This is a genomic window from Streptomyces silvisoli, from assembly GCF_029269905.1.
GTDB classification, from domain to species: Bacteria; Actinomycetota; Actinomycetes; order Streptomycetales; family Streptomycetaceae; genus Streptantibioticus_A; species Streptantibioticus_A silvisoli_A.
This window is the reverse complement of sequence record NZ_JARJBC010000047.1, coordinates 1-11,877: the sequence shown is the minus strand read 5'-3', so window position 1 is coordinate 11,877 and position 11,877 is coordinate 1. Positions and strand designations below refer to the sequence as shown.

Genomic DNA, 11,877 nt, shown 5'->3' with positions numbered 1-11,877 from the left:
CGATATCCGCCGCTGGGTCAAAAACTGGAACGAGGACCCCAAGCCGTTCATCTGGACGAAGACCGCCGAGGAGATCCTCGACTCCCTCGCCCGCTTCTGCCGACGGATCTCTGGCGCAGGACACTAGATCATCGTCGGCCACGGTATCCATCGCTTCCGGAACCTGTTCGGCCAAGGCAGTCAACCGCTCGGCCGCCTCGGCCGCGTCGGCCGCGAAAACCACCGCCCGGTGTTGGTGCCGGCCGCGTCGCACACACGCGGTGTAGGCCAAGTCGTAGAACTCCTGCGGGCAGGCGGTTGCCAGCCGCTCGGCGGTGCGGCGCAGGGCCTCGGCCAGCGCGGGCCGGGAATGGCCGCTGACCAGCATCGGCAAGACCGTCTCGTCCCGGGAAGCGCTCGCCTCGGAGCTGACGGGGTAGCCGGGTGTTCCAGGCAGCGCCTGTTCCGGCTTCACCGGAGCAGCCGGTACAGGCAGCGCCTCGGTCCCTTCGGCGGTCAACGGGGCTGCGGCCAGCACCACGTGGGCGTTGGCACCGCCGAAACCGAAGGAGTTGACGCCCACCACGGTGCGCTCGCTCACCCCGATGGGCACGGCCTCGACAGCTGGCGCCAGACCCAGTGCAGCGAAGTCGACGTGCGGGGTGGGCGGTGTGGCGTGCAAGGTCGGCGGGACCAAGCCGTGCCGCAGTACCAGCATGCCCTTGAACACACCGGTGATTCCGGAAGCTGGTTCTGAGTGGCCCAGGTTGGACTTCACCGAGCCGATCGGCAGCGCACCGCAGGATCGGCGTACCCCAAGGGCGTTGCCGATGGCCTGGCACTCGATGGGATCACCGACCGGGGTGCCGGTGCCGTGCGCCTCCAGATACGCCACGTCATCCGGGTCGACCCGGCAGCGGTCATAGACCTGCCGCAGCAGGGCCTCCTGGCTCTCCGCCTTGGGCAGGGCCAGGCCCGGTGTTCGCCCGTCGCTGCCCGTGGCACCGTCTACCATCACCGCGTGGATCCGATCACCGTCGGCGAGCGCGTCCGACAGGCGCTTCAGCAGCACCACACCGCCGCCCTCCGCCCGCACGTATCCGTCCGCGTCCGCCGAGAAGGAGCGGCACCGCCCACTGGGTGAAAGCATCGACGCCTGGCAAAACCCAACAAAGTGGTACGGGCTCAGCAGGACGTTGACGCCCCCGACCAACGCCATCCGGCTCTGCCCAGCCAGTAACGTCTGATGTGCCTGCACCAACGCCACAAGCGAGGACGAACACGCCGTGTCCACCGCCATACTCGGCCCACGCAGGTCGAAGAAGTGCGACAGCCGATTCGCCGCGATCGACGAAGCCGCCCCCGACATGGTGTAGGCGTTCACGCCTCTCGGCGAGAGCATCTGCAACGCACCGTAGGACTGGTCGGAGATCCCAACGAACACTGCAGTGTCCGAACCCGCCAGCGCCTCCGGACAAATGCCGGCATCGTCCAGCGCTTCCACCGACATCTCCATCAACAACCGCTGCTGCGGGTCCATCTGCGTCGCCTCACGCGGCGCGATGCCGAAGAAGTCGGCGTCGAAAGAGTCGATGCCATCCAGAAAACCGCCCGCCGCGGTGTACGACTTGCCCGGACGCGGCATCAAGGTGTCGACGAACCGCTCCGGGGCGAACCGCTCGGCCGGTACCTCCCCAATAAGGTCGAGGCCCGCTTCCAAAGCCAGCCACAGACCGTCAAGGTCACTGATGGCGCCCGGCAGTCGGCAACCCACGCCAATCAACGCGACCGCCCGCTCCACCGGCCCTGCCGCGAACCCACTCCCGCGCATAGCCCAGCCCCTTTGTTCCCACTCGCAAGGTCCTAACCCGCACGGTCGCTGTGAGGTCGGACGGCCGCAGGTGCCGATCTCGGAATGGCGCGAAGCTTGATCTTTAACCGTTCGCTTGAACGGCATCCCGGACGTGATCATTCGGATCGTTAACTGCCCTATACGTGGGCCGCCTTCGACTGATCCTGTGCTCTGACCAACGGACGCACACGCAACCAGCACGAAAGCCGTAAGCGCGAGTCTGCTCCACCCCTCGGGTCCACAGGACCCATTGCCTGAACTGTCACTCCTTCGAGGTAACTTCCGCCCATGCCTGACCAGGGGCTGGCTCGATTGTTCGAGTTGCTACGCGGCGTGTGTGCAGGCTGAGCGGTGCGGTCTGAGGTGGAGGGCTCGCAGAAGAGCACCATGCTGACTGAGGTGAGGCCAAGCCCCAATACCGGGAAGTCTTGCTCTCTGGGGCTGACCACAGGGAAGAGAGCCCGCCTCGGTGGCACAGGCCACTGGCCGCGTGAAGTGGTTCAACGCCGACAAGGGCTTCGGCTTCATCCAGCAGGACGACAGCGGGTCGGATGTGTTCGTTCATTTCTCCGCGATCAAGGGCAGCGGCTTCAAGGAGCTGAACGAGGGCGGTCCGGTCGAGTTCGACGTGGCCGAGGGCCCCAAGGGTCTACAGGGGAGAGCACGTCGCCAGAATCTGCTGACCACCGGTGCGAGGGCGACCCTCCGGTGTTCGACGGGGCCGCCGTGGACCGCTACCAGACGTACACCCGGCGGAAGTGCCTCGGTCAGGCTGGGGGCACGGTGGTGATGCCGCAGTCCGCCGCGATGAGGTGTGACTTGGTCAGCTGGTCGCGGGTGGTGTGGGCGGTGTGCGGGCGGCTCAGCAGCGGTCAGGGTCTCGGACTCAAGGCCCGGGTCTGGTCGTCCAACGACCGGTAAGGCGGCCTGGACGCGAGGATGGCGACGTCGATCGTGCCTGCCCGCAGCGCACGCCCGAGGCCTGAGGTCGTTGCTTCCCTGGTGGTGACGCTGATACGCGGATGTGTACGGCGCAGCGCGGTGAGGGCGCCCGGCACGAGCAGTGCCCCCGCGCTGGGGAACGCGCCGAGGCGCACCACATGGCGCTCAAGGGGAGCCCTTTCAGTTCCCGTTCGGCCGCGGCGACGGCGTCCAGTGCCACGACGGCGTGCCGCAGCAGTGCCTGACCGGTCGCTGTAAGGGAGACGCCGCAGGGGCGGCGGCCGAACAGCTTCACCCCGGCCGCTTGTTCGCGGGTGGAGATCCGTCGGGTGATAGCGGATTGGGGACAGAGGAGTTCTGCTGCGGTGAAGCTGCCGTGCTCTGCGACTTCGCGCAGCGGCCGCAGGCCACCAATGGGAAGCCCATGACGTTTATGCATGCCCGCCATGCCAGACTTTCGCTGGTTGCATGGAGCGGTTCTGCCTAGCGTTGACCGGGTCAGCAGCAGCGATTCGCGCGGCTGCGGGAGCACGCATCCGAGGAGCACCCATGCCGTTCGTGGAGATATACCTACGCAAGGGCAAGACGCCGGAGTACCGCAAGGCCGTGTCCGAGGCGGTCCACGCTTCGATGAGAGAGGTATTTCAGATTCCCGAAGACGACTTCTTCCACGTAGTGCACGAAATGGAGCCCCGCGACATCCTTCAGGCCCCGACGTTTTTCGGCGTCGAGCGCAGCGCTGACTCGGTGATCATCCGGATGACCTTCAACCACCGGCCCGCGGGGCAGAAGGCCGATCTGTTCGAAGCGGTCGCCGACCACCTCGTGGCCGCACCGGGGATGCGCCGCGAGGATGTCCTGCTGACTATCTTGGAGACCGCCTCGGAGAACTGGTGGGTGCAAGGGCGGGTCATCGACCCGGAGTCGGGGTTCGACGTCCGGATGAGTCCCGAGGCCATGCAGGCGGGACGTATCGGCTGACCAACCGTGAAGTGGAAGACGCCGGACGTCGGGCGTGGTGCGGGCCAGATCAGCTGACGGTTCGCGAGGGACACCGGAGAGTGAGGGTCCGGACCCATGGTGACCTGACACCGGCTCACCTGTGCTAGACCGGGTGGGGCACCCTCGATAAGAGGATGCCCCACCGGGCCTCTTCGGCAAGTTCGGGATTCTCCGCTCCCGTGCGTCGCGGCCGTATCGCGGGGTAGCGGGCCGCTCCCAGCAGTGTCAGCGTCGCGCGGACGTTTCCGTGCTCGACTTCCCAACCCCGCCACTCGCACCAACGGCGGCTGCGCTCCAGCATCATCTGCCGAGCGGCCTCGGCGAGCATTTCCCAGAAGTCCAGGGGCACAGGATGGGCATCCGCGATCTCAATGAGCACGTTGTGCGCCCTCTCCCACTCCTGGAGCTTGATGTCCTTACGAACATCCCCGACCGTCTGGCCGTTGTCTGCTACGGCGTCTTCGGGCAGTAGGTCGACAGTCCGCCGAAGAAGTGTGAACGCATCAATCCATGTGATGGGTTGTCACTTGGTCCCGGGTGTCTTGGCACAGACGACCACCAGGACGCGGTGATGCGACGCCGCCGTCGACCAGCTCCGTGCCGAAGGCCACGAGATCCGCGACGAGGACGTCGCCCGGCTCTCCCTGCTCAAGCACAAGAACCTCGACGTGCTCGGCCGCTACAGCTTCACCGCCACCGTCCCGGGTGCCAGCGCCCCGCACCGCTGCGCGACTGGACTCGCCGGAGCTGGACGAGGACGACGACGGGCAGGAGCGAGCGTCAGGAGTTGGCCAGATCACTCCGTTACGGGGAGGCACTCGGCGAGCAGGTCGACGATGTCGTGCCAGGCACGCTGCGCGTGCTGTGGGTGGTAGCCGACGCCGGGGGGCACGGGGTGGTCGACCGGTGGGTGGTGGAAGGCGTGCAGGGCTCCGCCGTAGACCACGAGGCGCCAGTCGACGCCCGCCGCCTGCATCTCGGCGGTGAACGCGTCCCGTTGCGCGGGCGGCATGATCGGATCCTCCGACCCGACTCCGGCCCATACGGGGCAGCGGATGCGCGCCGACTCGCCAGGTCGGCCCGTGGTCAGTGCGTTGACTGTCCCGATCGCGCGCAGGTTGACGCCGTGGCGCCCGAGTTCCAGCGCGATTGCGCCCCCGGTGCCGTAGCCCACGGCGGCGATCCGGTCGGGGTCGGCCCGCGGTTCGGCACGCAACACGTCGAGAGCTGCGTGGCCGATGCCCCGCATCCGGTCGGGGTCGGCGAGCAGTGGCATGCAGCGGGCCAGCATTTCCTCGGGGTCGCCCAAATAGCGTCCGCCGTGGAGGTCAAAGGCCAGTGCCACGTATCCCAGTTCAGCCAGGGCATCGGTTCGGCGGCGCTCGACGTCGCTGAGTCCCATCCCCTCGGGGCCGATCAGGACCGCGGGCCGCCGGTCGACACCGGCGGGGAGTGCGAGGTGCCCGATCATCGTTAGGGCGTCGGCCGGGTATTCCACCGTACGCGTTGTGATCGTCGTCATGAGGCTGGACTGTAGTGACCGTCGAGCCCCGTCGGGCCGGTGTTCACCGCTGGCAGACGGCCCGGTCCCGGCTGCACCACTACGTGCACGGGCCGCCTGTCGGCAAACCTTTTTGACGGCCCGGCAGGCACTCAGGCGGCCCGGAGGACGGTGAGGAGGGCGTCTACGACCGGCGGAGCGAAGGCGCTCAGGAGGCGCGGGTTGGGCAAGGACGAGAAGGAGATCGTCAGTTCGCCGCGGTCTTCGCCGTCTTTGCGCAGGGCGTAGGCCTTGACGAGCAGGACGGTGGCCGGATCGAGGTCGGCCATGGGGTTGTAGGCGGTTGCGCGTGTCCCGGCTGCTCCTGTTCCTGCTCCAGTGCCGTGCGGACGACCGTCGCCCATGGTCCGTCGAAGAGTTCGTGAAGTCGGGCGTCGCTTTGTGGGCCGATGGTGACATGAAGTTCCGTTAGGCCCGTCGGCAATGCGTTGGGCAGCTGGCCTTGCCCCGCCTACTCACTGTGAGGCGACCGCTCCGGCCACCGGGCACGCCCAGTGCTGCGGGAATCCGAGCGCGACCCGTCAGCGACATCGGCGGGCATTGAGCCGGGCGGCCTGGCGCGTCAGGTGGTCGCGTTCGGCGAGATTGGGCGCCTTGTGAGCCGCCTCGGTGTACAGCCGTTCCGCCATCGCCAGGTCGCCGTCGCGCTCGTGGAGATACGCGGCCACCGCGGCGTGGCGGGGCAGTGAGGCATCCAGCGCCGCGAGCGCCGCCAGGCCGGCGCGCGGTCCGTCCGCCTCCCCGACGGCGACCGCGCGGTTGAGCCGGACGACCGGGCTGTTGGTCAGGCGCATGAGCTCGTCGTACCACTCGACGACCTGGACCCAGTCGGTCTCCTCGGCGGTGGGCGCGTCGGCGTGGAGGGCGGCGATGGCGGCCTGGGCCTGGAACTCGCCCAGCCGGCCGCGGGCGAGGGCCGCTTGCAGGATCTCGACGCCCTCGGCGATCGACTCGGTGTCCCACCGGCCGCGGTCCTGCTCGGCGAGCGGTACCAGGCTGCCGTCCGGCGCGGTCCTACTGGCACGCCGGGCGTGGTGGAGCAGCATGAGGGCGAGCAGCCCCGCCGCCTCGGGGTGGTCGATCGAGGCCGCGAGCTGCCGGGTGAGCCGGATGGCCTCGGCGGCGAGGTCGACGTCACCGGAGTACCCCTCGTTGAAAACGAGGTAGAGGACGCGCAGCACGGTGGCGAGTTCGCCGGGCTGGTCGAACCGGACACCGGAGACCGTGCGCTTGGCCCGGCTGATGCGTTGCGCCATGGTCGCCTCGGGCACCAGGTAGGCCTGGGCGATCTGGCGTGTGGTCAGCCCGCCGACGGCGCGCAGCGTGAGGGCGACGGCGGACGACGGCGTCAGCGAGGGGTGGGCGCACAGGAAGTAGAGCTGGAGGGTGTCGTCCACCGCGGGCGCGGGTCCGGGTGCCGGCTCCTCGTCGAGGCGGTCCTCACGCCGGCGGCGGGCGGCATCCGAGCGGGTGGCGTCGAGGAACTTGCGCCAGGCCACGGTGACCAGCCAGCCCTTCGCGTCCCGCGGCGGGTCGGCCGGCCAGACGCGGACCGCCTCGACCAGTGCGTCCTGCACGGCGTCCTCGGCCGCCGCGAAGTCGGCTCCGCGGCGGACGAGGACGGCGAGCACGCTCGGCGTGAGGCTCCGGATCAGGGCCTCGTTCATCGATGAGGTCACTCCGTGATTGTGGGATGCGAGCCCAGGAACGGGCGCAGCTCGAGCCACTCGTGGATCGGCTTGCCGCCCGCCCCGGGGGCGGCCGACAGCTCCCCGGCCAGCTCGACGGCGCGGTCATAGCTGTCGACGTCGATCACCATCCAGCCGGCGATGAGGTCCTTGGTCTCGGCGAACGGGCCGTCGGTGACCGGCGGGCGCCCCTCACCGTCGTACCGGACCCACGTCCCCTCGGGGGCCAGCGCCTGACCCTCGACGAACTCGCCGCTCTGCTCCAGCCGGGCCGCGAAGTCGTTCATGTACTGCACGTGCGCCGAGATCTCCTCCGGCGTCCACTTCTCCATTGGCACGTCGTTGACCGCGGCCGGAGCGCCACGGTAGTGCTTGAGCAGCAAGTACTTGGCCATCGTGTTTCTCCTCGCTGATGCGACCCATTGTGGTCGCGTTCATTGGGGGGACGGAGCCAGTCACAGGTTCTCGACATCACCGTCCGATTTTTTTTGGGCTCTCGTGTATGAGCCTGGGTGAGCCGTCTCGCGGTGTCCGGGTCCACAGCGTGGCGCGAGGGTGAGGGTTTCGAAGATCGGCACCTACCTGGGCTCCGCTGCCCACTCACGCCGTCCGCGTCGGCCTTGACCTGCAACTCTTCGAGGATGCGGGCCCAGGCGCCGTCGATCTGCCAACGCCGGAGGGTCGAGTACACCGTCTTCCATGGCCCATATCGCCCGGGCACGTCCCGCCACGGCGAGCCGGTCCTGGGGCGCCACCACATCCCGTCAAGACATGCTGACGATCCCGGGATGGCCGTCCCAATCTTCGCTATCGGCGGCAATAGCGGCTCCAGCCGCTCCCACTGGTGTCCGTCAGATCCCCACGAGCCAAAGCAAGATCGTTTCACGGCCGCATCCGGCGTTCCGCACCGCCCCTCCCCGGCCTCGCAATCGCGGCGGGACCACGTCGGGAGGTTTTACCTAACGGTCGACCAGCGGTGCGCCGCCGTGTCGTAACGTCGCTGCACCCCTTGATCACGATCGCGGACGTCTCCGGCGGCTCATTCGGCCCTTCGGCGAGGCGGCCCGCCAGGAGGCATGCCATGAACTTTGTCGACATACGGAGAACGGCCGCGCAACTGCCGGACGCTTGGAGCTCGCTCCTGCTCGCGCAGGTCGCGAGCACAGCGGTGAAAGTGCTGCGGATGGACGGACGCCCCTTGGTATCGGAATCCCATGACACAGCGGAAGCACTGCTGGTGGTGGACGGCACACTGCACCTGGTGGCCGACGGCATCGAGATCGAAGTACGCGCGGGGGAGATGTACATCGTCGAGGCGGGGGTAGAGCATGCCGTCCACCCGGGCAGTCAAGGCACGCTCGTCATCATCGAACACATTTCAAACGCGGCCTAGCGCAGGTTGCGGGTCGGGGCTGGCGATGCTGCCGACGTCGAGGATCCGCGGTTTACGGGAGGCCGGTATAAACCATCCCGTTCAGAGTGATATGCGGATAACCGGGTATGTGAAGGTTCTTCCGACGGAGCCACGGCCGAGAGGGGCCAACGATGTCGAAGACACCCAAGAAATCTCATCCTCCGCACGGTGAGGGCCCTACCAGGTTCAAGGAAGAAGGGACCGCCCAGCACGGCTGGGGGCCGGATATCGACGATCCCGGCCGAGACAATCCAAGCGCCCACCGCTCGTTCCACCCCGACGAGTACGCCCCCAAACCTGATCGAAGCCGACCGGCCGCACCGGAGAGCGCCTCATCGAAGGGTGCACCGGAGAAATCAGGGGAAAGCCTGACCCGCGGGGCAGAGGAACAGGCGACATCTGGCGAGAAGGGGATCCACGACCGAGGTCGCAAGGGTAGGTCCCAACGCCCGAGTGGCGGCAAGGACGCCTCCGCGTACACCGGAGTCGATCCGCAAGATCAGCGGAAGGGCAAGAGGTAAGTGGTCCTCACCAGATGACCGGCCTCCACTGGCCCCCCGGACTACGCCGGACTCGACGGCAGCCAAAACGCTGGCGCGCGGCTCAATGGCTACGCCCGGCGGCAGCGCAGGCTTGACTGCCCGAAACAAGCCTGTGGTGCGGGCTGGCGCAGCCTTCGCTGCGGTGGGTTGACTGGGTCTAGCTCCACACCTCTGGGCCGCCGCCTCGCCATTCGATCAGGTCCGGGCTGTCCAGGGCTATCTCGTCCGGGTTGATGCCAGCGCGGCGCAGGAGTTCCTCGACGTCGACCAGTGACTTCGCGACGCCGACTGGCTCGCCGAGGATGGTCATGAGGCGGCCGTTCTCCTGCAGTGGGTGCACGATGAGGGGCGGGTGCTCCATACCTCCAGCCTGCGGCGGCCGCGAGTCCGATGCAGCCGGACGGGCTACTCCTGATCTGGCTGCAACGCCGCTACCAAGGCGCACGGTGATCATGAGCTGCGGCTGCGTGTGACCGAAAGGGCCTGGCTCGGCTACAGCCTGTCCAGTAGCCGAGCACTTCGGACCGACCCTGGCCAGGATCCCTCGGCTGGCCAGGGCCTCTCACGCGATGGTCGTCACCAATCGCGCGTGCGCGCAGCAGTATTGCCGTCGCGTGGTGCACCCGGTGCGGCGACGGCCTCGTCTCGTGATCGCATAGCGCCGCCGAGGGTTCGGGGTGCACGACGGGGGTTGGCGTGCGCCGATGCAAAGAGCGGGGCGACCCGGCTTGGCTTCCCGCTGGCCACGGTGAGTGCGTAGCCGACCTGGTGAAGTTCTCGGCCTCACCCGTCGGCCGCCCAGCAGTCCCGTTGTCCGGGGATGGCCGCTCCGCCGACCGGGCCGCCGAATACTTAGCCGATGCCTCGTGGGTCGGCCGCTTCACCGTATGGGCGTGTCCGTTGCCCCCGTGGGAAATTCCTCGATGCCGAGTACCCGCAGCAGTTCCAGCCGCTCGCGGGTCTCGGCGTCCGCCGGGGTGAGCACCAGCAACTGCTGATCCTGGTCGGGAGTGAGCAGGGTCTCGCAGTTCATCAGCAGGCGGCCCACCCGCGGGTGCACGAAGGTCTTACGGTCGGCGCGCCGGACCGCCACCTCGTGCTCGGCCCACAGCCGGCGGAAGTCGGCGCTTGCGGCCTGCAACCGGTCGACGAGGCCGGTGACCGTGGGGTCTCCGGACCGGCGGCCGGTGGCCGCGCGTAGGTCAGCCACGAGCTGGCGGGCGTGGTACTCCTGTTCCTCGGGCGGGCAGACGGCGCGGGCAGCGGGGTCGGTGAACCAGCGGTACACGGTGTAGCGCCGGTCGCCGGAGAAGCCGCTGTGGTCACCCGTCAGCAGGACGGCTGCCCGGTTCTGGGCGAGGATCTGGCCCAGGTCGGACAGCACCAGGGCCGGGGTGTCGCCGAGCAGGTCGAGCATGCGTATCAGGCCGGCGCGCGCCAGGCTGGCCGCCCTGTCGGCGGGCGGAGGCTGGTGGCCGGCCAGATGGAACAGGTGGTCGCGCTCGTCCTCGGAGAGGCGCAACGCCCGGGCCAGCGCGCCGAGCAACTGGGGCGACGGCTGACTGCTGCGGCCCTGCTCGAGGCGTACGACGTAGTCCACCGACATGCCGGCGAGCATGGCCACCTCTTCCCGGCGCAGGCCGGTGGTGCGGCGGCGGGGGCCGTCCGCGAAGCCGACCTCGGCCGGGCGGATCGCCTCGCGGCGGTGGCGCAGGAATTCGGCGAGCTGCTCACGTTGCATGACCTCATGGTCCTCGCGGCGGGCGAGCCGATCCAGGGAGCGGCTCTCCCACGATGAACGCTCCTCTCCCGTACGTCGCGGCGCGGGCACAAGGTGGGAGGCAGATCGACGACGAAGGAGAACGCGATGCGGACACGAACCCTTGGCAGCAGCGGCCCGGCCGTCTCCGCGCTGGGCCTAGGTGCCATGAGCATGTCGGGCGTCTACGGCGCGGCCGACCGCACGGAGAGCATCGCCACCGTGCACGCCGCGCTGGAGGCCGGCGTCACGCTGATCGACACCGGCGACTTCTACGCCATGGGCCACAACGAATTGCTGCTCGCCGAGGCGCTACGCGGCCGGGACCGGGACAGCTACCAGCTGAGCGTCAAGTTCGGCATGCTGCGGGGGCCGGGCCCGCAGTTCGGCGGGCAGGACAGCCGTCCCGAGGCGGTGAAGAACTTCCTGGCCTACTCGCTGACCCGGCTTGGCACCGATCACATCGACATCTACCGTCCCGCCCGGCTGGACCCGGCGGTACCCATCGAGGAGACGGTGGGCGCGATCAAGGAGATGATCGACGCCGGGTACGTGCGGCACATCGGCCTCTCCGAGGTCGATGCGGTGACGATCCGCCGGGCGCACGCCGTGCACCCGGTCGCCGACCTGCAGATCGAGTACTCGCTGATCTCCCGCGCGGTGGAGGCCGAGATCCTGCCTATGCTGCGGGAGCTCGGCATCGGTCTGACCGCGTACGGCGTCCTCAGCCGCGGCCTCATCTCCGGGCACTGGACGGCCGGGCGCAGCGCCGACCCCGCCGACAGTCGCAGCCACAGTCCCCGATTCTCCAGTGGAAACGTCGAACACAACCTCGCTCTCGTGGAGGCTCTGCGCCAGGTTGCCGAAGCGAAGGGGTGCACCGTCGCCCAACTGGCCATCGCCTGGGTGGCTGCACAGGGCGAGGACATCGTGCCGCTGGTCGGCGCTCGCACCCGCGAGCGGCTGGCCGAGGCGCTGCCCGCGATGGAGCTGAACCTGACCGCGGATGACCTAGTGTCCTGCGCCAGTAGTTGTTCGTTAGTTGTTGTGTGACTTCTGCTGCTGGTGCGTCGGTTCCACGTCGGGGGCCGAAGTTGGAACCGTTGCTGCTGTCTGCCGATGAGCAGACGGTGTTGGA

At 68.5% G+C, this 11,877-nt stretch carries 12 protein-coding genes and 3 pseudogenes; 5 read left to right on the top strand and 10 right to left on the bottom strand.

Annotated features, from left to right (window positions below):
• Window positions 1-1,810 (bottom strand): polyketide synthase (locus P3G67_RS35355; protein ID WP_276097175.1); only part of this gene is annotated, 1,810 nt, incomplete at its 3' end.
• Window positions 1,811-2,300: 490 nt separating this feature from the next.
• On the opposite strand from P3G67_RS35355, the pseudogene P3G67_RS35350 reads away from it, so the two are divergent.
• Window positions 2,301-2,486, top strand: a pseudogene (locus P3G67_RS35350) (cold-shock protein); the annotation flags it as partial.
• Window positions 2,487-2,703: 217 nt separating this feature from the next.
• Here the strand turns inward: P3G67_RS35350 and P3G67_RS35345 are convergent.
• Window positions 2,704-2,889, bottom strand: coding sequence for a LysR substrate-binding domain-containing protein (locus P3G67_RS35345; protein WP_276097174.1), 186 nt, complete (start codon window positions 2,887-2,889; stop codon window positions 2,704-2,706).
• A gap of 185 nt (window positions 2,890-3,074) precedes the next feature.
• Window positions 3,075-3,212 (bottom strand): annotated as a pseudogene (locus P3G67_RS35340) (hypothetical protein); the annotation flags it as partial.
• A 110-nt stretch (window positions 3,213-3,322) separates the two neighbouring features.
• Between P3G67_RS35340 and P3G67_RS35335 the strand changes: the two are divergent.
• Together P3G67_RS35335 and P3G67_RS36285 are read left to right on the top strand one after the other, a co-directional pair.
• Complete coding sequence (locus tag P3G67_RS35335; RefSeq protein ID WP_276097172.1) at window positions 3,323-3,754, top strand: tautomerase family protein; 432 nt, start codon at window positions 3,323-3,325, stop codon at window positions 3,752-3,754.
• Between the two features lie 596 nt (window positions 3,755-4,350).
• A pseudogene (locus tag P3G67_RS36285) lies at window positions 4,351-4,549 on the top strand (hypothetical protein); the annotation flags it as partial.
• Between the two features lie 22 nt (window positions 4,550-4,571).
• Here the strand turns inward: P3G67_RS36285 and P3G67_RS35330 are convergent.
• The 5 genes from P3G67_RS35330 to P3G67_RS35310 all read right to left on the bottom strand — a co-directional run bounded on the left by P3G67_RS35330 (window position 4,572) and on the right by P3G67_RS35310 (window position 7,910).
• Window positions 4,572-5,297 carry a dienelactone hydrolase family protein gene (locus tag P3G67_RS35330; protein WP_276097171.1) on the bottom strand — a complete coding sequence of 242 codons (726 nt, stop codon included), beginning with the start codon at window positions 5,295-5,297 and terminating at the stop codon, window positions 4,572-4,574.
• Between the two features lie 131 nt (window positions 5,298-5,428).
• Entirely contained in the window at window positions 5,429-5,605 is a 177-nt protein-coding gene (locus P3G67_RS35325) for a hypothetical protein (RefSeq protein ID WP_276097170.1), read from the bottom strand.
• 252 nt (window positions 5,606-5,857) lie between these two features.
• Window positions 5,858-7,003, bottom strand: a complete 1,146-nt coding sequence (locus P3G67_RS35320) for an RNA polymerase sigma factor (protein WP_276097173.1) — start codon at window positions 7,001-7,003, stop codon at window positions 5,858-5,860.
• An 8-nt stretch (window positions 7,004-7,011) separates the two neighbouring features.
• The gene (locus P3G67_RS35315; protein WP_276097169.1) at window positions 7,012-7,419 is read right to left on the bottom strand and encodes a YciI family protein; all 408 of its coding nucleotides are present in this window, start codon (window positions 7,417-7,419) and stop codon (window positions 7,012-7,014) included.
• Window positions 7,308-7,910 carry a transposase gene (locus tag P3G67_RS35310; RefSeq protein ID WP_276097168.1) on the bottom strand — a complete coding sequence of 201 codons (603 nt, stop codon included), beginning with the start codon at window positions 7,908-7,910 and terminating at the stop codon, window positions 7,308-7,310. Before P3G67_RS35310 ends, P3G67_RS35315 begins: the two co-directional genes overlap by 112 nt.
• A gap of 195 nt (window positions 7,911-8,105) precedes the next feature.
• Between P3G67_RS35310 and P3G67_RS35305 the strand changes: the two genes are divergently transcribed.
• A complete protein-coding gene (locus P3G67_RS35305; RefSeq protein ID WP_276097167.1) occupies window positions 8,106-8,417 on the top strand; it encodes a cupin domain-containing protein in 312 nt (103 codons plus the stop codon).
• A gap of 720 nt (window positions 8,418-9,137) precedes the next feature.
• Here P3G67_RS35305 and P3G67_RS35295 read toward each other — a convergent pair.
• Window positions 9,138-9,341, bottom strand: coding sequence for a hypothetical protein (locus P3G67_RS35295; protein ID WP_276097165.1), 204 nt, complete (start codon window positions 9,339-9,341; stop codon window positions 9,138-9,140).
• Between the two features lie 519 nt (window positions 9,342-9,860).
• A complete protein-coding gene (locus tag P3G67_RS35290; RefSeq protein WP_276097164.1) occupies window positions 9,861-10,721 on the bottom strand; it encodes a helix-turn-helix transcriptional regulator in 861 nt (286 codons plus the stop codon).
• 126 nt (window positions 10,722-10,847) lie between these two features.
• Here P3G67_RS35290 and P3G67_RS35285 point away from each other — a divergent pair, with 126 nt between their 5' ends.
• Entirely contained in the window at window positions 10,848-11,792 is a 945-nt protein-coding gene (locus tag P3G67_RS35285) for an aldo/keto reductase (protein WP_276097163.1), read from the top strand.
• Window positions 11,793-11,877 lie beyond the last annotated feature (85 nt).